Below are 21866 nucleotides of genomic sequence, written 5' to 3'. Positions count from 1 at the left end.
ATGGCCTTAGGACAACAGGCAGCACTATATCAATGCCGAGCTCGGCAGAGCAAAAATATTTGCTTACGCTTCTGGGATAACACAGCAGGAACCACTTGGGCGATGCGGCGTCTGATGCTAAGACACTTTACTTTCCAAGGAGTTGGTATGCTAAAAAAAGTGATGCGACAAGTGAAACACCACTGCCAGTTCATTCTGTTTATTGGCCTGATGCTGGTCTTTCGTAGCGCGGTGGCCGACTGGAACCATGTGCCCAGCGGCTCCATGCTGCCCACCATAGTGCAGGGCGACCGCATACTGGTGAACAAGATGGCCTACGATCTGCGCCTGCCCTTCACCCATATCAGCCTGATGAAGCTGGCCGACCCGGAGCGTGGCGACATCATCACCTTCGACTCGGCCAAGGCCGACAAGAAGCTGGTCAAACGCATCATAGGCCTGCCCGGCGACACTCTGGCGATGCGCAACAACCGCCTCTATCTTAACGGCGTGGCCCTCAACTATCGCGCCGAGCCACTGGCACTTACAGAGAATACCGAAAAAGCCTTTAGCCAAGGGAAAGAAGCCCTTAGCGATGGACAAAGAGCCTTTAGCGTTTGGCAAGAGACCCTGCCCGGCAAGCCCCACGCCATCAGGGTGAATGACCAGCCCTCGAGGCTGGCCAATTTCGGCCCGGTAATTGTCCCCGAAGGGCACTACCTGGCGCTTGGGGATAATCGCGACGCCAGCGCCGACTCACGCGTCATCGGCTTCATTCCACGCGAAGAGATCACCGGCAAGGCCCACAGGGTCGCCTTCTCCAACGATCCCGAGCACTACTATTGGTTTAGAAGCGAGCGCTGGCTACTGCCCATCTAATAGATAAATAGAAGCAGCAGGGTGACAGCTACTTAAGCTTGATGTAGCTGTCGCTATTCCAGTCGTAGATATACTCCACCCCTTGCCATTCATATACCGTCCTGCCCTCTTTCACCCTCACCCTGGCGTTTGCGGGTAGGCTCTTAATGGCATCGCTCTGAGCAAAACTCGTGGTGACTTGCTGCGGCGGTGCGAGCGGTTTAGGCTTGCGGTATTTGCGCGGCTGGTAACGGTAGGGGTAACGCCAGCCATCACGCCAATAGCCATAGCTGCCATGGCGCCAGTAGGGAAAACCTGTGCCTATCCCGATACGCCAGCGCCAGGGATCATAGAAGTCCCTGTCCCAGTCGGGGCGATACTCCCAATCTGGGTCCACGCCAAAGTCAGGATCTACCTCGAATTCATCGTCTATCTTGAGCGCCCAGGCAGAGTTAGACACGGGCGGCAAGGCCCCGAGCCAAAGCACGCCAGCCAGGAGCAATAAAGATTTCAAATCGGGCTTCATCTTGCCACCTCACTCTCAAGGGGTTTACCGCATCTTACCCTTAATTATACCCCCTGAAAATCTTGCCATCCCGGGGTCGCAAAGCCGACGCAAGCTATTTGGGAATAGCGCCCATAAATGGTATAGTGCGCGCCATATCACATTTTTCTCAACGCGAGTATTTCCAAATGAGTTTTAAGGATTTACGCAGTTTTATCGATCACCTCGAAGCCAATGGCGAACTTAAGCGTATCACCCACCCTGTCGATCCCCATCTGGAGATGACGGAGATCGCCGATCGTGTGCTGAGAGCCAAGGGCCCGGCGCTGCTGTTTGAAAATCCTGTCGGCAAGACAATGCCTGTGCTGGCCAACTTGTTTGGCACCCCCAAACGCGTTGCCATGGCCCTGGGCAAGGAAGATCCCCTCGCCCTGCGCGATGTGGGCGAGCTGCTGGCCTTCCTCAAGGAACCTGAGCCGCCACGCGGCTTTAAAGATGCCATCTCCAAGATCCCTATGTTCAAGCAGGCGCTGAACATGCCACCCAAGACGGTACGCAACGCCCCCTGCCAGGAGGTGGTGGTCAGCGGCGATGAGGTGGATCTCACCAAGCTGCCTATTCAGCACTGCTGGCCTGGCGACGTGGCTCCGCTGGTGACCTGGGGACTGACCATCACCAAGGGCCCTAGACAGAAGCGACAAAACTTAGGTATCTATCGCCAGCAACTACTGGGCAAAAACAAGCTGATCATGCGCTGGCTGGATCATCGCGGCGGCGCGCTGGACTTCAAAGACTTTAAAGAGCAGCATCCGGGCGAACGTTACCCGGTTGTGGTGGCGCTGGGCGCCGACCCAGTGACCATCTTAGGCGCGGTGACGCCTGTGCCCGACGCCATGAGCGAGTACGCCTTTGCCGGCCTGCTGCGGGGCGAGCGCACCGAAGTATGTAAGGCGCTGAGCTGCGATCTCGAGGTGCCCGCCACCAGCGAGATCATCCTCGAAGGTTATATCGAACCGGGCGAGATGGCCGAAGAGGGCCCCTACGGGGATCACACAGGTTACTACAACGAAACCGACGAGTTCCCCGTGTTCACCGTGACCCATGTCAGCCATAGACGCGACGCCATCTACCACAGCACCTATACCGGCAGGCCACCCGATGAGCCCGCCATGCTTGGGGTGGCACTGAACGAGGTGTTCGTGCCTATCTTGCGTAAGCAATACCCTGAGATCGTCGACTTCTATCTGCCGCCCGAAGGCTGCTCCTATCGCATGGCGGTGATCTCTATCCGCAAGCAATATCCAGGGCACGCCAAGCGGGTGATGATGGGCGCCTGGTCCTTCCTGCGCCAGTTTATGTACACCAAGTTCATCATCATAGTGGATGAGGATGTGAACTGCCGCGACTGGAACGATGTTATCTGGGCAATCACCACCCGGATGGATCCAAAACGCGATACCGTCATGATAGACAACACCCCTATCGACTACCTGGATTTTGCCTCTCCTGTGGCCGGACTCGGCTCCAAGATGGGTATGGATGCCACCAACAAGTGGGAAGGGGAAACCAACCGCGAGTGGGGCACCCCTATCGTCATGGACGAAGCGGTCAAACAGAGAATCGATGCGATCTGGGATGACCTGGGCATAGACGATGCCCCGACACTATAATCAATATCAGGCGTAAACTAATCGCCTGAATTTTAAAAATAAATCAAAGAAGTTAACCCTTTGAATACCTGAACAATTTAATCGGGTATTCAGAGGTGCTAAACCTCCACAGAGAGGGTCTGAAAGGAAAACGAATGAACACCATACGCTGTAAAGTTGAACATGTTACCGCCTTTAATGATGCCGTCTATCAGGTAGCATTAACCCCAGAAACCAGCTTCGAATTTCAGGCTGGTCAGTACCTTTGCGTCGTAATGGGTGAAAAAGATAAACGTCCCTTCTCTATCGCCTCGGCGCCGGATAGCGAGCAGATCGAGCTGCACATTGGCGCGGCCGTCAGCGAGAGCTACCCCATGCAGGTGGTCGAGCGCCTGCAGCAGAGCGAATATATCGACATTGAGGCGCCGGGCGGCGAAGCCTTCCTGCGCAGCGACAGCCACAGACCACGACTGCTGATCGCCGGCGGCACAGGCTTCTCCTACATCAAGAGTATCGTCGAGCAGGCGATCGCCCTGGATCAGAAGGTCGAAACCACCCTCTACTGGGGCTGTCGTAATCAAGACGCCATGTACTATGAGTCGCTGGCGCGCCAGTGGCACCAGGATCACCCCTGGCTACATTTCGTGCCTGTGGTAGAAGAGTCGACGCCAGATTGGCAGGGTAAGACGGCCAACCTGTTGGCCCAGATCAAGCAAGACTATGTCAGCCTCAACGGCTACGACATCTATATCGCCGGTCGTTTCGACATGGTCGGCGCCGCCCGCGAAGTCTTCCGCGAGATAGGCGTCGAAGAGGAACACCTCTACGGCGACGCCTTCGCCTTCATCAAGTAAATCTCATCTGCGCTTAGCCCTGGTCCGTGAGGCCGGGGCTAACTTGATTCAAACCCTATTGCGATTCGGCTAAAGCGCCACCTTCTCATATTTGGTCCAGGCCACCAGGCTGCCCAGCAGAGGCACCACCCACACCGCCGTGCCGTTGTCGGCATGCACCCGCATGTAAAACAGCTCCTCATCGCGAATGTTGTGCTTGCGGATCTCGCGATAGAAATGCATCGCCGAGGCGCTCACCACATCGGGCATGATGAGATCTTTCTGCCTCACCTTCACATGAAACACGTCCACATCCAGTTGCCCCAGCTTCTGGCGATACTGCTCGAACTCGCCGCGGATCTGATACTTAATCGGCGTGGTCAGACAGTCCTGATCCGTGATACAGGCGCGGGAGTAAAACTTGCCGCCGAGGGGCTGCTCATATACCAGAGAGATCCCTATGTCGGCGCGCACCAACAACTCGTCGGCCACGGGAAAATAGACATCACCATTGTAGTGGTGTTCCACCAGGTCACCGCCAGCCTCACCGGGCGGGATAAGGATACGGTTATAGCGAATCCGCTCCTCCATCCGCTTACTCAGCTCGACAAATTCCACCATGTTAAGCCCCGCCGGGGTAAGATCGATCGCCGTCAGGTTGACTATCTTGTCCCGGCGACACTCGCCGCGCTCATCCAGATCGCAAAGCGCCATTGAATAGTGGTTCCCATCGGTAAAGGCAAAGCCGCCAAAATTATTAAACCCTTGGATGCTGTTGCTCTCAGGTGCGATATGCTTCTGCCACATGGAAGGGTGCAGGCTATCGACCCCCTTGGGGTTTATCAACGTCACGGGCCGCGTGGTACCTCCGATATTAAGATTGATCTCATGATCCGAGGCCCATCTGGCCGCATGCTTCATCACCTGGTGATAATCACTCTGATACCAGAGGGTCGCCACTATCCCCAGCAGGATCAGAATGCCACTAACCTTGACCATAAGGGAGACATCGATGAGCGCATCTTTGATCGAGCCCGCATCGCTTACCGCCAACATGGTCACATGGGATTTAGGCGAGACATGGAGCTGATAACCACGCCTTGCTATGGTCTTTAACTGTATCTCGGGAAAGGGTTCCAGCTTCTTGCGCAGGGTGCTGATGCATTGAGTCAGCGAGGTTGCCGCCACCACACGATCGGGCCAACCCACTGCAATCAAGGCCTCCTTGTCGCAGATGGCATCGGGCTGCGAAAGCAGGTGAGCCAACACCGCCGACTCGGAAAAGCTCAGCCCTATCGTGGCGCCACAGGTACGATCGTGTAGTTGGTGCGCCTCATCATCGAACTCAAGATATGGCGTAATTTTTAACACCTGACACCTCAATAATTCCTAACCGTTAATTAGAAATATCTTATTGTTATCTTTGGCATTTTATTAACATTCGCCAAAAATTACCGTGACTACTCACTCAAATCCCAGGCCAGGATTTCAGGCCGCGACTCAGAGTGTGAACTAGCGCCCAAATCCCGGCTCTCTAGAAAATGCCAAGGGCTATACCAGCTTGTGAATAAACACGCGTCGCGTCCAATAGAGCAGCGACAAGAGCCAGGCAACGCCGGCACTTAGCAGCAGCGGCAGGCTCCACTCATACTGGGCCAGCAGGCCTAAACTGCCCAGCGGGGCACTCGCACCGAGCATATTGATGGCGCGGTAGAGATCGGTCGGATTCAATAGAATAAGCAGGTTCACCAACCATTGACTGGCATAGCCAAGATCCGCCACTAGGAACAGCAACAGCAGCAGATCATAGATAAGCACCAGGGCGAACCAGAGGGCTAACAGACTGCCGACGGCCCTGGCCTTCTCCGCCGACTTCAGGCTGACTAGATAGCTAATGAGGATGAAGATCACCGCCAGCAGGCAGCTGCTGGCGATCAGCAGCGCGAATGACGATAGAATCTCGCCCCAAGGCTCACCTCGGCCAAAGAGGATCAGCATGGCGGCGCTGCTAGCATAGCTACTGGCGATGGCGGTAAAGATCACCCCGCCATGGGCCAGTAACTTGCCGACGAGGATCTGCGACTTGCTCACGGGATAGGTGAGCAACAGCTGCAGGGTGCCCGCCTCCTCCTCACCCACGAAGGCATCGTAACTAAGCAAGATGGCCGCCAGCGGAATGATAAATACCGAGATGGTGGTCAAGGAGGCCACCACACTGCTCAGGCTCGGCAGCGACAGTGTGCCGCTCACGGCACTACCGGCAAAGGTCATACAAAGGGCCAGCAGCCAGAAGATGGCAAACACCACCATGACCCAGCGATTACGCACGCTATCCTTCATCTCCTTGGTGGCGATCACCCGAATAAGCTGGAGACTTGGCCGTTTTACTGTGGTCGACATCATAGCTCTCCCGAGGTAAGGCTGAGCCCCAGCTCGCTCATCACCTGCATCTGCGCCATCTTGGCATGGTACACCTGGGCCAGATCAGGAAGTGTCACCTTCACATCAAACAGCTGGCATTCTAGGGTCAGGTACTTCATCAACACCTCGCGTTGTGAGACGGGGCAAATCAGGTCACCGTCTCGATAAAAAGATTGTAATAGGGGATGGATCTCGACCAGGCGAGCCAGAGCCGGATGGGCCATACGCACACCCAGGTCGCAACTTAGCACCAGCTCATCCAGGGTGCCGAAGGCGAGCCTCCGACCCCGTCCCAGCACTAAGCCCAAGTCCAGCTGCGGTTCCACCAGCTGTAACTCGTGGGTACAGACAATGGCCGTGCAGCCCTGGGCGGTCAGCTGCTTAAGCTTGTGATAGATAAACTGAGACGCCTGGGGATCCAGCCCCACGGTCGGCTCATCCAGCAAGAGCAGTCTGGGCTGCGCTAGTATTGCCTGGGCAAACCCAAGGCGCTGTTTCATCCCCTTGGAGTAGCCCTTCACCGCCTTGTGCTGGGCATAACCCAGGCCAAACTCTTCCAGCAGAGGGGTGACCGCCCGGGCTGAGACCCCTTTAAGCGCAGCGAAGTAACTCAGCACCTCATGGCCGGTCAACTTATCGTAGAAACTGATGTTCTCCGGCAGGTAACCGATGTCGGTCGAGGCGACCTTCGATGCCTGACTCTGGGTCAGCCCCAGCACACTCACCTCCCCCTGGCTGGGATGCAGCAAGCCTAAGATCATCTTGATCAGGGTCGACTTACCTGCGCCGTTATGACCCAGCAGCGCCATCAACTTGCCCCCGGGCAGGGAGAAGCTGAGATCGTTCAAGGCGCGCAGCTCATCGAAATAGTGACTCACCTGCTTAAAGCTCACCGCCATCTGACTCATAATGCCTCCCAGGCGGCGGGGCCAAGATGAGGTGGCGGCGCCATCACGGGGTGACTGTCGACCACGCCGACCGAATGTTCGCCTTGCAGCTGGTTATCCAGCCACTTCAATAATTTCACTAAGGGACTCTCCATCAAGAACTTCGCCTCCGGGTACAGCCAAAACAGGCGATCTAAACTGTCATTGGGCAGATGTTGACCATCGCCGATACCATCGCCATCGAGATCCCACCCCCGATAATCGCTCCAATAATTTCCCCGCCCCTGAAGACTCCACTCCACTCGCGTCTCTCCCACATAACGCACCTGGGTGGCATTGGCCAGAAACTGGTTTTGATAGACAAGGTTGTCCTCGCCGCCGAGCGCCATGGCGATGCCTATCTGATTCCCAGCGATATAGTTACCGCTGATCTGATTGCGTTTGGCGCCATAGACAAACAGCCCCTTGCCCTCGCTAAAGAGATCCCCGGCGACACTATTGGGCATCTGGGTGGCCTCGATCTGATTAGCCTGGATCTCGGCGTCATGGGTAAGGTTAAGCAGCACGCCAAACTCTTTGGCCTCGCGCACGCGATTAAACACCAAGCGTATTCCCTCTGAGTTCATCAGGGCATAGCCACCACTGACCCGGCAGGCCAGGTTATCCATGGCCTCATCCTGCTTGGTATACATATAGTGCAGGCCGTACTGCAGCTCAGAGAGATGATTGCCATAGACACGGCTACCGACGCCAGACTCCAGGTAGATGCCATCGCGCACCGTTTTGATGCGATTACCACTGACATGGGGATAGTTCACCTTAAGCAGATGAATGCCATCGCCGCGATCCAACAAGAAGGCCTCGTCCTCCCCCTCAATCTGATTCTCCTTTAGCTTAAGGTCACTCACCTCGCTGGCATAGATACCAAAGCCCGGGCCACTGAGCTCATTGGCAACAATGGTTACCCCGTTGGCACCAGGCAGCAGGCGAATGGCGGCATCTTTCTCATAGAGATCCCGCCCCCAGTTGCGTATCGTCAACCGAGTAAGGGTCACGCCGGATGCGGCTATTACTAGCGCCGAGCCTGCACCTTGGGCATCCAAGACGGCGCCGGATTCACCTCGCAGCATCAGCGGCTGATTGACCTCGAATCGCCCAAGATATCGCCCAGGCAGCAGTCGTATCTCGGCGTCATTTGGTGCAGATGCCAGCGCCGTGCGCAGCGACTCGCTATCGCCTACCTCTATGATCTGAGACTGATCGGCCCCTAGGGCCAAATGAGGCACTAAGCAGAGGCCTAGACTCAAGACCAGCGCCAGGCACTGCCCTTGTCGTCGCCAAAGGTTGTGCGATAACCTGAGTAACAGACGAAGCGACGGCCTGAATGACAGGCTTCGCCTATTTTGCCGACAGCAGCTCAAGGGTGATCTCGTCATATTCGAATACCGCACCGCCATACTGCTGGGCGAAGGCCTCGGCCGCAGCCAGGGTAGAGAAAGGCGCTACGGCGACGCCCATCACCGCCTTGCGGTTTGAGCCATAGACATACCAGGCTTTGGTGGCATCGATAAAATGCTCATCCTCCGGATGCTGCCAATCGGTCGCTGCTATGTCGTGCACCCAGAGGGCCTCGACCTGACGGCGATTCTCGGGTTGCAGGGCAAACATAAACATATCCCGGGTAGAGCAGAACTTGGGCTGCATCTCGTTACCCTTAAGATCCAGGCTGCCCTTAGGACCTGGGTATTGCTTCACCATCATGCCGCACATATGGCAGCGCTCGTGGTTTCCTATCACTAAGCCGTCGTGGTTATGGGTATCGCTCTCGGCGGCGCCACAACCCGAGATAAACAAGGCGCTGATAAAGATGAAGATAAAGGCTCTCATTATGACTCCTATAGCTGGTAATCAGCCCCTGTCACCCAGGGGCTGAGCAAGATGGTCAGATGGCAAAGTTCTGACCGGCATAGAGGATAAACATCCGCAGGCACATCATGCCGCTCACGGCGCACAGGCCAGAGAGGTAGAAGGCCTGAGAGGAATGACTAAAGCGCTCGCCGGTGGCGAAGTTCAGCAGCAAGGGGCCGCCAAAACCCACACCCACGACACCCAGCCAGAACACCATGGACCAACTGCCGGTATGGAAGGCCTCGAAGGCGCTCTGGGCACCGGCGTTACCTGTCACCAGCGACATGATGATCATGAAGAGGAATAGGGCTTCGGCAAACATGATGGGCCACTCGGCGCCATGCAGAATCTGCATGTCACTGCTGTGTCTGTCTTCCTTAAACAGCCCCACCGCCAGCATCTTGGCCGCCGCCGCGCCGGCCGACAGGCCAGAGGCCACGAACAGGGCCGGCAACACTGAGGTGTTGATGATGGGGAAGCGGATGAGCGCCGAGATCAAGAAGCCCGTGTAGGCACATACCGCCAGCGCCAGCACCAGCACCAGGGCCTCGCAGCTACGACGCCAGGGTCTGAGCTTGTCGATCAAGGGTAGCAGCGGCGCCAGCATAGGCTGGCGACGTATCTCCTCCTCAAGCGCAAACAGGGCGATCAAGGCCACCAGCGGAATATAGGCTGACAGGGCGATCACCCCGACCGACATCACTGAGTTGAGGTTGTAGTAGACCAAGATGCGCCAGAAGAACAGCGGATTGGTCAGGTCCAGCACCAGACAGAGCATGCCCAGGGCGATGGTGACGAAGGCGATCAGCGCCGATGCCTTGAGGAAGGGGGTATTGGCGCTCTGCTGCTTATAGAAGCGGATAAACAGGGCGACCGACAGCGCACCGCCCGAGATACCGGCGAAGAACAGGTAAACGGCGATGGGCCAGGGCCAGGCGACCCCTTCCGAAAGACCTATGGTAAATTCGAGTGTTCCGTCCATCTCTATACCCCCAACTTAACGATAGGTATGTAACGCAGGCTCGGCTCCGTGCCCAGATGGGCCTTGACCCGCACCGAATCCTTCACCGCCAGCAGGCGACTCACATAGGAGTTGGGGTCGTTGGCGTCACCAAAGATCAGGGCGTCGTAGCGACACTCCTGCACACAGGCCGGTAGCTCTCCCTTGGCCAACTTGCTCTGCAGACAGAAGTCGCAGTTGTCGGCCACATCGCTCTCGCTGTTGATATAGCGGGCGTTGTAAGGACAGGCGGCGATACAGTATTTGCAGCCGGCGCATTTGCTGGCGTCCATGGTGACTATGCCCGTCTTAGGATCCCTATGGGCCGCGCCTGTGGGACACACAGACACACAGGGGGCGTTCTGACATTGCTGACAGGAGACCCGCACATACTTACGCTGACAGTCACAGTCAGTCTTGCCGCAGTGCGGACAAGCCTGCCCGGCAACGGCAGATGACTGCTGCTCCAGTATCACCCGCGAACGTCCCTCGGGCAGATTATTGGCCTTGTTACAGGCCTCCTTACAGCCGCCACACCCCACACATTTGTTTTGATCGAACACCATCACATAGTGCGGCGCAGCATCTTGCGCTGTCTGCTCCTTAACGCTGCACCCCAAGGGCGCCAACATCAAAGAGCCGGCTCCTAAGCATTTCAGGAACCTCCGTCTCTCTATATTTTCACTCACAGCATCCTCCATCCGTCGGCACGCATGCCGACCTCATTGAATCTTTCATTTAGGTGACTTTTACTCAGATGCAGTCACGGTACGGTTAGCCATCTTCTGCTCAGCGTTGACAATCGCACTGTTAATCGATGCTCGGTTTATGTTGGGGTTATCGCTGCCCAGTAACTGCCGCCAATGGACGATCGCTTGCTGAAAATCCTTGTTCAGATAAGCGTGGGTCGCCATCAGCAGCAGTGACTGCACTTCCTCGGGGTTGAGCGCCAGAGCCTGAGATATCGCAAGCGAGACCTCCAGGCTCATGGCGCGGTTATCACGGTAATAGAGCGCCGTCGCCTTCATGCCATACAGCTCGGCGTCGGGCGCTATTGCCAGTAATTTGTCTAAGGTATCTACCGCCTCGCCGTAGCGTCCCCCTTCGGCGTAGGCATTGGCCAGGTTCAGCAAGGCCAGCCTGTCTAAGGGTGTGTCATCCAAGATGCGCGCATTCTTGTTGATGTCGGCGGCGATCAAATAATCGATGTTCTCGTCGATCTGGCCGGTATGCCAGTCGTTGAAGCGGCCCAGCAGGCCATAGAGGGTAAGCGGTATCAGCAGTAGCATGCCTGTCACCACAATAGGTGTCAGGGTCTGCTTCCTAGCAGGGATGGTCGCATCGCCAGCCAGGGCGTTTGCCTCTTGGATGAAATAGTGGCGCCAGATGGGCGCAATAAAACAGACCAAGGTTACCGCCATGGCGAACACTAAACTATTCATAACAAGCACCTACTGCCGATAACCTAAACTAGTGGCCCATGCCCATCATGCCGCCCATGCCCATACCGCTAAGGCCCATGCCGTGGGCATTCTCTCCGGGTGCCTCCATCTTGAGCAGCTCGACATCGAAGATCAGGGTCGAGCCAGGCGGGATCACGCCCACCACCTCCTTGCCATAGGCCAGCTCGGCAGGAATGGTCAGGCGATATGTCGAGCCCACATTCATCAAGGCGATCCCCTCTTTCCAGCCGTCGATCACCGACAGCAGGGCGAAACGGTTGGGCTCGTCGCGCTCATAAGAGTTATCAAATTCGGTGCCGTCCAGCAGCTTACCCACGTAGTGCACAGTGACCACGTCGGACTCGACTGGCTTAGGACCGTCGCCCTGCTTGATCACCTCATATTGCAGACCTGACTCAGTCACCTTAACCCCAGGTTTGGCCTGGTTGGCCGCTAGGTAGGCCTGGCCCTCGGCCTGATGCTTGCTGGCTAAGGCTTCAAGCTTGGCGGCCTTGGCGTTGTTGAGCCACTCGGCGCGGGCGTTGAGATGAGTCAGTATCTCTTCGTTGGACATCTTGCCCTCCCCCTTGAGGGCGTCGAGCACACCCTGGATCACGGTATCGACCTTGACCTGGGCGCCTAGGTCGACCTGGTTATAGATCTTGCCCGAGATGTAATGACCGACAGAGGCACCCAATGCATAGGAGGCATCTTCGACCTCCTGGGGCGACTCGCTTGCCGCGGCAAAGAATGACCAGGTGCAGGCCAGGGCTAAGGTGGTGACACGACAAGATTTCAGTAGATTCGCTTTCATATTCACACTCTCAATCATCTATTGCTCAAAATGCCTATTGTTCAAAAGATCAGGCAAGACTTTGTTTGTTATGGTTTTTCAATACTTCTACCCGACAGGCGCCAGCCATAGATGCCATCGTGCATCTGCATCACATTGGTGTAGCCCAGCTTCATTACCTGATGGGCCGCTATCTCGCTGGCATTGCAGAGGCGATTGGCACAGTAAAACACCATGCGCGCCGCCTTATCCTCAGGCAGCAGGGTTTTCCAGTTATCGACATTGAAGTAGACGGCCCCAGGGATATAGCCCTCGGCCCACAGCTCTAAGGTGTTGACGTCGAAGAAGTAGACATCTTTCTGAGCCAGCAGGGCCTCGGCCTCGGCCAGGCTGATGGTATGCAGGCTATGCTCGTATCTGTGCGCCGGTGCCATCTCGGCGCCGCCGCCCGCCAGGCTGCACAGCGGGGTTAGTCCCAGCAGCAGTGCCAGTGATAGCCCTAGTTTGGATTTCATCTTCTCTCTCCTCTAATACCCGGCGCCGGAAAGGCGTCGGGTGGTTAGTGATTGACCTAGATGCCTCTAGGTGTCAGAGACTTAGTGGGCCTTGGCCGAATAGCCGCTGCCATCTAAGATCTTCTGCGCCTGAGTCACATAGGTGAGGGCTGCATCGAGACGTTTCTGGCTGTAACGGAAGCCATGGACACCCCAAGAGCCATCTTGCTTGATCAGATCCACTGTGGCCTGGGCCTTCTCGGCCAGCATCAGCACCTGAGTCTTGTCTTCGGTAGACAACTTAGTGACCTCGAGCAGCTGATCGATACGCACCAGCGCCTGCTCAACCTGACCGAAGACCTCTTTAATAGGCTTCTGCCACTTCATCACTTCACCGTAGATCTCCAGCTGATCCTTGTAGTGCAGGCCTGTCTCGAGTTCAGACTGGAACTGGCTATGACAACCTTTGTTTTCCACTACGTCGTGATCTGAGATAGAGGTGCGGGCACAAGACCACATGAGATCCAGATAGGTACGACCCTCTTCGTTCTTGGCCACGGTCCAGCCCTTGGCACCCTTAGGTCCCTGGATCCTTGGCTGACCTTCTGGCGGATTGAGTGTCTTACGCTCAGGGTCGACATCGATCTTCCACATGTGCGACTTACGCACCGCATCGAAGCCGGCCTGATCGGGGAACTGCATCGCCTTGAAGTTTTCACAGCTACCCATGTTAGGCATGTGACAACTCTGACAGGTCTGGTTAGCGTGGGTGTCTGTGTTGCTGGCAATCACAGTCTGCGCCTCGTGGCAGTCCTTACAGTCTGTCTTCAACTTAGGCTTAGTGATGCCTGACATCCAGGTACCGTCTGTAACCTCGTGAGGATCGTGACAGGTGGTACAACGCATCCCTTTCTCGTAGTGCGCCGAGCCATACATCTGCGAGCCCTCGGTACCACAAGAAGGACAGAGCGACTTCATCTTCACGCCGAAGGCCAGCTCAGGCTTCTCCTGAGCAGCAGGGGTTTCGGCCATAGCAGGGTCGTACTGGAAGCGTTGGTGACAGCGTTCGCAGTTAGACTGCATGCCGCCGGTACCACCATCTAAGTGGCCGCCAGCGCCGTGACACTCTTCACAGGCGATCCCTTTACTGATGGTGTGTTCCTGCAGCTTCTTCGGATCACCCAGGGCGTCGAAGTACTCCTGCTTGGTCTTAAAGTCGAACTTGAAGGTATGGCATACCTCACAGTAGGAGCTGGCGGGTTGGAACAGCATCTCTTTACGATACTTGGCGCCATAGGAGCTCATGCCCCACTGATGAGAGCCTGACCCACCATAGGCTTCCAGGGTCGTTGGGAACTCAGGGATCACCGCATTGATCTTCTTGGCCATCTCGGGAGTCAGCCACTCGGCCCAGCCACGTGAGAACTGGTTAGCACCAGCCACCATCTTGCCCGTGCTATCCTTCAGCAAACCACCCTCGATATGGTATGAACCACGCACCAGCCAGGCATCGATGAAGCCATACTTGGTTCTGGGCGTACCCACGGTCGCATAGATCACATCCGGCGTGATGCCGTCGGGTAGAATAGAGGTGTCCTTAGTGCCGTACATCGTCTTGTTGAGATCGTTATCCACCTCGGGGTGATCCCCGGGGAATCGAATCGTCTTGGCATGGCGTGAACGGCTCCACTTCTCATATTGAGTCGCGTGACACTCGGCGCACTTTTCCGGGCCGACGAAGTTGTTGGGATAATCCAGAATCGACTTGGCACCAAGACGGTACTGTACCGCTCTGGGTTTGCCCGCCTTCTTGCTGTATTCGGGGCTGTGGCCGGTGTCCAGATACTCCTCCCCCCGGTCACTGATGTGATAGTCGCCGACCAGATTGCCCGCTTCCTGATATTTGAACATAGGGTGGTTTTCAAACAGGAAATCAAACAGCTCGGCTTCTTGAACAATATAGTCTTGCAGGGTTTTAACACCATTAACCTGTTCCGTGCCCTGATAGTTTGCTATCGCCTCTTTGGCGGTCTTGCCCATCTCGGGCACGCTGTTGTATTTACCACCAGCGGCATTCACATTGGCAATGGCACCGAAACAAAATAGCGCACTTAAGGCTACCTTGTGTTTCCATCGTCTCATCATTCACTCCTAAATATTTTTAGTTTTATCTGTTTATGTTTAATTCCAAATCAGCTCATCCTTTTCGCTGGCGGGAATTAATTGGAATAAACCTAATCGTTAACCGAACGACTTATACAACTGAGCAATTTCAGTATTTTTCACAGACAAAGAAGAAAAAAGTTGAGCTGGCGCACACGGAATTTTTCGTGAGTCGTGAACAGATATAAAACCAATTTAAACAGAGGCTTAAGACGTATTCACGTGTGATTTTTTAGTTTTAAAAGCGACATTTTTAGATCTCAAAAAAGCTCAAGTGGCTTTTTGAGTTATGAAAAATATTGAGCGGGAAAACGGGTAAAACGGACCCTGCTTTAGCTCACAGAATCCGCTTGGGAGTTCGCCTAAGGTGAGGCCAAAACAGAGACAGACCAGGCTTATCCATCACCAGCGAATAGATGAATAGCTTGGTCCCCTTGGCTGAAGGCGAGACCATGGCAGCGGAAATTGGCTTACTACTTCTTATTATCTCCTTGACCCTGTGTTTACTCACGGCCATGAGCCCTGTCATGCCTGCCTGCGGGGTCAAACTCAGGCTTAAGCCTTACCAGCCCCTCTTTGTTCGCCTTAATAGTCTGGCGCAGATGACAAGCCTGTTTATCCTAGCCTATCTGTTTCTCAGCAACGATTTTTCCGTGGCCTATGTGGCCAACAACTCCAACACCCAGCTGGCCAGCCTCTATAAGGTAGCTGCAGTCTGGGGGGGTCACGAAGGCTCCATGCTGTTCTGGATCGCCGCCATGGGGATCTGGAGCTGCGTGCTCAGCCTCAATCCCAACCACAAAGGCCCATTTTTTCACTACCTCCACGCCGTGCTGGGCGCCATTCAGGCCGGCCTAATCGCCTTCTTGCTCATAGGATCGAATCCCTTCGCCAGGCTCCTACCCGGCATCCCGGTGGAAGGGCGAGACCTCAATCCCATACTGCAGGACATAGGCTTGATTCTGCATCCGCCGCTACTCTTTATCGGCTATGTCGGGCTCGCAGTCTGTTTCGCCGCGGCCGTCGCCGCCCTACTGGATGACAGTCAGCCCTTGAAGCACCACTGCAGACAGATGCGCCCCTGGGCAATACTGGCCTGGGCCATGTTAACAGGCGGCAACGCCTTCGGCTCCTGGTGGGCTTACAACGAGCTAGGCTGGGGCGGATGGTGGTTCTGGGACCCGGTGGAAAATGCCTCCTTTATTCCCTGGCTGGTTGCCACGGCGCTGATGCACTCATTAATCTTGGGCGAGCGTCGAGACAGGTTTCATGGCACTAGCCTGTTTCTGGCGATCTTGGGCTTCAGCCTCTGCCTGCTGGGCACCTTCCTGGTGCGCTCAGGTGTGGTGCAGTCGGTGCACGCCTTCGCCGCCGATCCCCTGCGCGGTGGCGCCATGTTGACCCTGTTTGCCCTAGTCTCTATCTGCGGCTTTACCCTGCTGCTTCACCGCCTCCCCAGGCTGCACAGACAGATAGATGGCAATATGCTGAGCCGGGAAAGTCTGATGCAGCTGGGCAACCTCTTATTGCTGGTCGCCGCCATCTCCATCTTACTGGGCAGCTGCTATCCGCTGCTATATGAAGTAGCAAGCGGTCAGAGCATCTCGGTCGGCGCCCCCTACTTTAATAGCCTCTTCATCCCGCTGACCTGGCTTATCTGTCTGGTCATGGGCGCCGCGCCCCTGATGCGCTGGCAAGTATCAAACCCTGGCATACTAAGACAGCTAACGGCGCTGGCAGCTATCTGCCTGTTTATCAGCCTCACTCTTAATACTCTGCTGCTGAAAGAGTTTGCCGCCCACTTCCTGCTTGGCAGCTTTTCCTGCCTCTGGCTGCTCAGCTGTACCGGGCTCTACTTGCATAAGCGGCTTGCGACGTTCACAGGCGCGGGGGATAACAGGCGCTGCTACGCCATGTGCTTTGCTCACCTGGGTGTGGCCCTGAGCATATTGGGGGCCACCTGCTCCAGCTATTTTCAACAGGAGGAGCTACTCAGGATGGGGCCGGGTCAAGGCAAGGAGGTGGCGGGCTATACCTTTATCTACCGGGCGACCGAAACCGTTTCCCATACCAGCTACAGTGCGCTCCAAGCTAAGATAGAGGTGAGAGACAGACGCGAGCAGCATCTGGCCTACCTCTATCCCCAGCGCCAGACCTTTAACAGCAACGCCATGCAGATCTCCGCCGCCGGGATCCATCGCAGCCTGTTTGCCGATCTCTATATCTCCATGGGCAATAGGCTGAGCGAGGAGGAGTTTCTGATCCGTATCAGCTACAAACCCCTGATAGGCTGGATCTGGATAGGCGGCCTCATCATGATATTTGCAGGGTTGAGCCTGCTGCTGCCGCGCAAGGTACAACAACTGTCTCGGGCGCCCTCGCCACAACTGGCAGTAAAGGGAGCCTGATGATGAAAGGAAAATGGATCTTGATACTGCTGGTCGCCCTTGCAATTCTCCTTGGATCGACTGTATCCCAAGCCCAGGCGCTAGCAGAAACTCATGGGAACCCACAGTGGCGCACGCCCGCTCAACTTAAGCATCAGGCGATAGCGATCGCCTCTGGCCTGCGCTGCCCCATGTCCACCAATCAGAGCCTGCAGGACTCCCAGAGCCCAATAGCCAACGAGCTCAAGGCAGAGATCTATCTGCAGTTGGAGCAGGGCAAGACGAGCGATGAGATAGTCGACTTCATAGTGGCCCGCTACGGCGAGCGGATCCGCTATATGCCCAGCCTAAGTGCCGGTACCGCCCTGCTGTTTTTCGCGCCACTTGGCCTGCTGGCTCTAACGATATTCTGGTATCTCAGGCAGACAGCTGGCGCCGCATCCTTTAATACCTCTCAGGAAGATAGATCATGAGAAAACCACGACTTGCCCTGCTAAGCCTAGCACTGTCCGCGCTAACTTTAATGACACCGACGGGCAACGCCCTGGCCGTGATGCCGAGCGCCAAGGTGTATGACACGGGAGAGAACCTGCCTAAGCCGATGATCATGTCGCGCTTCGTGGAGATGACCAGCGCCCGGAAGGTCGATGAGGCCACCTTCGAGAGTCTGAGTGGTGACCAGGTCAGGCTGAGCGACTACCGGGGCAAGCTGGTCTTAATCAATCTTTGGGCCACCTGGTGCGCCCCCTGCATCAAGGAGATCCCCATGATGGACAAAATAAGACGGGACAATCTCGACAAAGATCTTGTGGTCTTGCCCCTGTCCATTGACGAGGCCCATGACGAGGTGGGTGCCTTTCTCGCTCGCCACAAGTTGGCGGGATACCCCACGCTGATCGATCCTCAGCGGCAGGTGGAAAAGATGCTGCCGGCCAACATAGTACCGGCCACCTACGCCTTCGACGGCGAAGGTAATTTAATTGGATTTCTAAGAGGTTATCTAGACTGGGGCGATAAGGCGGTACAGCCCTATCTGGAACAACTCGCCGCCAAATATGCCAAGCCGAACATAGCACCAAAGCTTCATTAAGCAAAGGCGCCCTTAGGCGCCACCCACCATCACTTTATTGCTCCCGCCCGGCACTGCGCCAGTGATTTCGCCGGGCGGATTTTTTTACGCTTCCAACGCCAAGCCAAGCGGCTCAGGCGAAAAACCTAAGCCATGGCCTCCACACCTTCACTCTCATCGAGCCGCTCAATCTTAAAGTCATAGTAGGCATAAGCCGCACTGACGAAAGGACAGATGAGGTTAAAGAAGGCGAAAGGCAGATAGGCGATGGTCGCCACGCCTAAGGTGCTGGCCATGTAGGCGCCACAGGTGTTCCAGGGCACTAATGGGCTGGTGATGGTGGCCGAATCTTCCAGGGCGCGGCTCAGGTTAACCGGCGCCAGACCATGCTTCTCATACTCGACCTTGAGCATACGACCCGGCAGCAAGATGGCAATAAACTGATCGCCCGTGATCAAGTTGGCGCCGATGCAGCTCGCCAGGGTGGTGATGATCAGGCTGCCGCTGGATTTCACCAGACGCAGCACCCCTTGCAGCAGACGCTGTAGCAGACCTGTCTTTTCCATCACGCCGCCGAAGGCCATGGCGCAGAGGATCAACCAAACGGTATTGACCATGCTGCTCATGCCGCCGCGACTAAGTAGGCTGTCGAGCGTCTTATCACCGGTGTTGGCGGTATAGCCATCGAACATGGCAACCCAGATCCCCTTCACCAGGGCGACCATAGTCGGCAGGCTGTCGTCGTTGACGAACTTGATCACCCCATCGAACTGAAACAGTGCCGCGCAGATGGCGCCGGCCAGGGTACCCAGAATCACGGTCGGGAAGGCGGGTAACTTCTTGTAGGCCAGCACTAACACCACCAGCAGGGGCAGTAGCAGATGCAGGCCGGGATGATACTGGGTCTCGATGCGTGCCATGGTCGCAGCCAGATCCGTCGACACGCCGCTGCTATCGCTGTTAAGGCCGATAAACAGGAAGCCTATCAGAGCAAGTAATATGCTCGGAGTCGTGGTCCACACCATGTGGCGAATATGGCCAAACAGCTCGCTGCCGGCGACCGCGGGCGCCAGGTTAGTGGTGTCGGACATGGGCGACATCTTGTCACCAAAGTAGGCGCCGCTGATGATGGCGCCAGCGGTGATCTCGACGCTCAGCCCCATGGCACCGGCGACACCTATTAGGGCTATACCTAAGGTGCCGGCGACCGTCCAGGAGCTACCGATACTCAGGGCCACCACGGCGCACAGTAGGCAGGAGGCGGCGTAGAAATAATCTGGGTTTAAGATCTTCATACCATAGAAGATCATAGTGGGTACGGTTCCGGCCAGGATCCAGGTGCCGATCAGGGAGCCGACCGAAAACAGGATCAACAGAGCACCTGTGGCCAGGGAGACACTCTTGACGATACCCGCCTCCATCTCCTTCCAGCTATAGCCGTTTTTCACCCCGATAACCAGAGTAATACAGGCCGCCATGATCAAGGCGATCTGGTTGGCGCCATAAGAGCTGTCGGACGAGAAGAGATACACAGAGGCCGTTAACATACAGACCAGGGCGATAATGGGGATCAGGGCATCTAGTAGCGTCGGCTGCTTGTGGCGTTTAGCGGACGCGGGACTCGAATCTCTGCCAGGCTGTTCTGGCGACTGCTGATGAGAGGTCATGGGTAATCCTTATTATAATTATGGGGTTTCCTATTCTTCTCCCCGGCGATCAAACCAGCCATTTGAACTATGAACGGGCCGTTTCATCGCCAGACGGGTCAAACATAGTTACACATTTTTAACAATCCAGTCCAGACCGGGCGGGCATATCGACGCCATGGGGCCATAGGGCTTATGTCCCATAAAGCGTACAAATTCACCAATAGCGGCTTTCAGAGACTGATTATGCAGGATATCCACATATATCCCTGGCTTTCCTCTTGGGAAAAAAGTCACCCAGATAACGCGCAATCCACTATTCTCGCGGTCCTGCGCCTCTAACCCAGCCCGTATAAGGGAGCTAACTTTCAATTAGCGACCGGTTAAATTAAAATTGCCGCCACGCATATAGACATTCAAGACCCATAAGGCACACAGATGAAACTGACCGCACTCGATCAGCCCCTTTACGACCACCTCTACCGCGACATCCACCAGTTCCGCTCCACCTTCGATCTGCCTATCGAAGATGAATCCAGCCTGGATGAGCAGGCCGATACTCTGCACACCTCGCTCGCCATCGAGGAGTTGACCGAGCTGGCCGAGGCCGATAACCGTGTCGAACAGGCCGATGCCATCGTCGATTCTGTCTATGTACTCATGGGCCGCCTGGTGCATCTCGGCGCCACACAGATGAATGATCGCCTGGAGATCAGCTATGTGATCGATCTGCTGCTGCATGTCGCCAAGAACCGCGACATCGACTTCGTCCGTTGCTGGGACGAGGTGCATTCGAGCAACATGAGCAAGGTCTGCCGTAACGAGCAGGAGCTGGAAGAGACCATAGCCCACTATGCCAAGCAGGGCGTGGAGATCGTCGGCAGCCGCAAGGGCGACTTCATCATCGCCAAGTGCGCCAAGGATGTGGAGATGGCCGGCAAGGTGGTACGCCAGGGCAAGGTGCTCAAGTCTGTCTACTATCGTCCGGCCGATCTGGCCAAGCTGGTCGCCGCCTAACTTACTGTAGGTGGCTCGCAGGGTTAACACCTTGTTGCCGAGCGCAGAAAATTTCTGCAATTTAGCGACAAATGTGTGAAGCCCTGCGCCAAGCGAAGCGTCATGGCGTGATCCAGTTAACAGCTCGCCGCATTCGCGCTACTCTCGGTGCAACTTAGATGATTGAATAGCATCAGAATGAAATGAATTCTCAATTCTGGTTTTTGTCTACGGGCCTGAGGTACTATTTATGACCAATAATATAAAAGCATTACTTGCCACCACAGCGCTGTTCTTTAGCACTCAGGCACTGGCAAATAATGGCTGTGCATTCGATGAAAAGCAGGAAGGCTTTATCGCCACTTGCAGTGAGGAGAAACAGGAAGTGATACTGACCGGCGAAGTACAAGCCCAAACCTTAGTCACAGAGCTTGATGATTTCACCCAGGGCTATAAGAGCTACCAGGTCGATGAGGCCGCCATCGAGCCAATCAAGAAGCTGCAGACACCGACCGAGATTGTCGTCATCATAGGTACCTGGTGCCCAGATTGTCACCGTGAGACGCCGCGCTTCATCCGTATCATGGAAGCGGCCAACAACCCGAACATTAAGGTGACCTACATAGGGGTGGATCGTAAGAAACTCGACCCAGAAGGCCTGGCGGCCAAGTATGACTTTACCCGCATCCCAACCTTCATCGTGAAGCAGGATGGCAAGGAGATAGGTCGTATCGTCGAACGCCCAGAAACCTCTCTCGAGGTGGATCTGGCGAAGATCCTCGACTAAACCCGCACCAATAAAAAAGGCCGCAATTGCGGCCTTTTTTGATCTGACT

21 protein-coding genes are annotated in these 21866 nt (G+C 55.7%); 8 read left to right on the top strand and 13 right to left on the bottom strand.

The annotated features are described in order from the left end of the window. Positions 1 to 147 precede the first annotated feature (147 nt). Positions 148 to 858, top strand: a complete 711-nt coding sequence (gene lepB / locus K0I31_RS01845) for a signal peptidase I (protein WP_220079701.1) — start codon at positions 148 to 150, stop codon at positions 856 to 858. A 28-nt stretch (positions 859 to 886) separates the two neighbouring features. Here the strand turns inward: lepB and K0I31_RS01840 are convergent, their stop codons facing one another. After that, a complete protein-coding gene (locus tag K0I31_RS01840; protein WP_220079700.1) occupies positions 887 to 1363 on the bottom strand; it encodes a hypothetical protein in 477 nt (158 codons plus the stop codon). A gap of 167 nt (positions 1364 to 1530) precedes the next feature. Here K0I31_RS01840 and ubiD point away from each other — a divergent pair, with 167 nt between their 5' ends. Next, positions 1531 to 3012: a 4-hydroxy-3-polyprenylbenzoate decarboxylase gene (gene ubiD / locus K0I31_RS01835; protein ID WP_220079699.1), complete on the top strand. Its 1482-nt coding sequence runs from the start codon at positions 1531 to 1533 to the stop codon at positions 3010 to 3012. 134 nt (positions 3013 to 3146) lie between these two features. Beyond that, positions 3147 to 3845, top strand: coding sequence for an NAD(P)H-flavin reductase (gene fre / locus K0I31_RS01830; RefSeq protein ID WP_220079698.1), 699 nt, complete (start codon positions 3147 to 3149; stop codon positions 3843 to 3845). A 69-nt stretch (positions 3846 to 3914) separates the two neighbouring features. Here fre and K0I31_RS01825 read toward each other — a convergent pair whose 3' ends face one another. The 11 genes from K0I31_RS01825 to K0I31_RS01775 all read right to left on the bottom strand — a co-directional run bounded on the left by K0I31_RS01825 (position 3915) and on the right by K0I31_RS01775 (position 14911). Further along, positions 3915 to 5195 carry a winged helix-turn-helix domain-containing protein gene (locus tag K0I31_RS01825; protein WP_220079697.1) on the bottom strand — a complete coding sequence of 427 codons (1281 nt, stop codon included), beginning with the start codon at positions 5193 to 5195 and terminating at the stop codon, positions 3915 to 3917. 180 nt (positions 5196 to 5375) lie between these two features. Further along, complete coding sequence (locus K0I31_RS01820; RefSeq protein ID WP_220079696.1) at positions 5376 to 6227, bottom strand: ABC transporter permease; 852 nt, start codon at positions 6225 to 6227, stop codon at positions 5376 to 5378. Continuing rightward, entirely contained in the window at positions 6224 to 7153 is a 930-nt protein-coding gene (locus tag K0I31_RS01815) for an ABC transporter ATP-binding protein (RefSeq protein WP_220079695.1), read from the bottom strand. The genes K0I31_RS01820 and K0I31_RS01815 overlap by 4 nt, the downstream gene beginning before the upstream one ends. Beyond that, positions 7150 to 8418, bottom strand: a complete 1269-nt coding sequence (gene nosD / locus K0I31_RS01810) for a nitrous oxide reductase family maturation protein NosD (RefSeq protein WP_258406555.1) — start codon at positions 8416 to 8418, stop codon at positions 7150 to 7152. Before nosD ends, K0I31_RS01815 begins: the two co-directional genes overlap by 4 nt. Positions 8419 to 8530: 112 nt before the next feature. Continuing rightward, complete coding sequence (locus K0I31_RS01805) at positions 8531 to 9019, bottom strand: nitrous oxide reductase accessory protein NosL (RefSeq protein ID WP_220079694.1); 489 nt, start codon at positions 9017 to 9019, stop codon at positions 8531 to 8533. A gap of 55 nt (positions 9020 to 9074) precedes the next feature. Next, a complete protein-coding gene (gene nrfD / locus K0I31_RS01800; protein WP_220079693.1) occupies positions 9075 to 10022 on the bottom strand; it encodes an NrfD/PsrC family molybdoenzyme membrane anchor subunit in 948 nt (315 codons plus the stop codon). A 2-nt stretch (positions 10023 to 10024) separates the two neighbouring features. Beyond that, the gene (locus K0I31_RS01795) at positions 10025 to 10729 is read right to left on the bottom strand and encodes a 4Fe-4S dicluster domain-containing protein (RefSeq protein WP_220079692.1); all 705 of its coding nucleotides are present in this window, start codon (positions 10727 to 10729) and stop codon (positions 10025 to 10027) included. A 60-nt stretch (positions 10730 to 10789) separates the two neighbouring features. Further along, complete coding sequence (locus K0I31_RS01790; protein WP_220079691.1) at positions 10790 to 11482, bottom strand: tetratricopeptide repeat protein; 693 nt, start codon at positions 11480 to 11482, stop codon at positions 10790 to 10792. 28 nt (positions 11483 to 11510) lie between these two features. Continuing rightward, complete coding sequence (locus K0I31_RS01785) at positions 11511 to 12296, bottom strand: FKBP-type peptidyl-prolyl cis-trans isomerase (protein ID WP_258406554.1); 786 nt, start codon at positions 12294 to 12296, stop codon at positions 11511 to 11513. A gap of 68 nt (positions 12297 to 12364) precedes the next feature. Next, positions 12365 to 12790, bottom strand: a complete 426-nt coding sequence (locus K0I31_RS01780) for a rhodanese-like domain-containing protein (RefSeq protein WP_011864155.1) — start codon at positions 12788 to 12790, stop codon at positions 12365 to 12367. A gap of 81 nt (positions 12791 to 12871) precedes the next feature. Further along, positions 12872 to 14911, bottom strand: a complete 2040-nt coding sequence (locus K0I31_RS01775) for a cytochrome c3 family protein (RefSeq protein WP_220080757.1) — start codon at positions 14909 to 14911, stop codon at positions 12872 to 12874. 473 nt (positions 14912 to 15384) lie between these two features. Between K0I31_RS01775 and K0I31_RS01770 the strand changes: the two genes are divergently transcribed. From K0I31_RS01770 to K0I31_RS01760, 3 genes are read left to right on the top strand one after another with little or no spacing between them, the layout of a single operon-like run. Next, the gene (locus tag K0I31_RS01770) at positions 15385 to 17340 is read left to right on the top strand and encodes a heme lyase CcmF/NrfE family subunit (protein ID WP_258406553.1); all 1956 of its coding nucleotides are present in this window, start codon (positions 15385 to 15387) and stop codon (positions 17338 to 17340) included. Next, complete coding sequence (locus K0I31_RS01765; RefSeq protein WP_258406552.1) at positions 17340 to 17792, top strand: cytochrome c-type biogenesis protein; 453 nt, start codon at positions 17340 to 17342, stop codon at positions 17790 to 17792. The genes K0I31_RS01770 and K0I31_RS01765 overlap by 1 nt, the downstream gene beginning before the upstream one ends. Further along, entirely contained in the window at positions 17789 to 18409 is a 621-nt protein-coding gene (locus tag K0I31_RS01760) for a TlpA family protein disulfide reductase (RefSeq protein WP_220079688.1), read from the top strand. Before K0I31_RS01765 ends, K0I31_RS01760 begins: the two co-directional genes overlap by 4 nt. 125 nt (positions 18410 to 18534) lie before the next feature. Here K0I31_RS01760 and nhaC read toward each other — a convergent pair whose 3' ends face one another. Further along, the gene (gene nhaC / locus K0I31_RS01755; RefSeq protein ID WP_220079687.1) at positions 18535 to 20055 is read right to left on the bottom strand and encodes a Na+/H+ antiporter NhaC; all 1521 of its coding nucleotides are present in this window, start codon (positions 20053 to 20055) and stop codon (positions 18535 to 18537) included. Positions 20056 to 20472: 417 nt separating this feature from the next. On the opposite strand from nhaC, the gene K0I31_RS01750 reads away from it, so the two are divergent. Continuing rightward, positions 20473 to 21051, top strand: a complete 579-nt coding sequence (locus K0I31_RS01750) for a nucleoside triphosphate pyrophosphohydrolase family protein (protein WP_220079686.1) — start codon at positions 20473 to 20475, stop codon at positions 21049 to 21051. Positions 21052 to 21280: 229 nt separating this feature from the next. Beyond that, the gene (locus tag K0I31_RS01745; protein ID WP_220079685.1) at positions 21281 to 21817 is read left to right on the top strand and encodes a thioredoxin family protein; all 537 of its coding nucleotides are present in this window, start codon (positions 21281 to 21283) and stop codon (positions 21815 to 21817) included. Positions 21818 to 21866 lie beyond the last annotated feature (49 nt).

Source organism: Shewanella spartinae (genome assembly GCF_019457555.1).
GTDB lineage: Bacteria > Pseudomonadota > Gammaproteobacteria > Enterobacterales > Shewanellaceae > Shewanella > Shewanella loihica.
The sequence above is the reverse complement of the archived record's forward strand: the minus strand, read 5'-3'. Positions and strand labels throughout refer to the sequence as shown.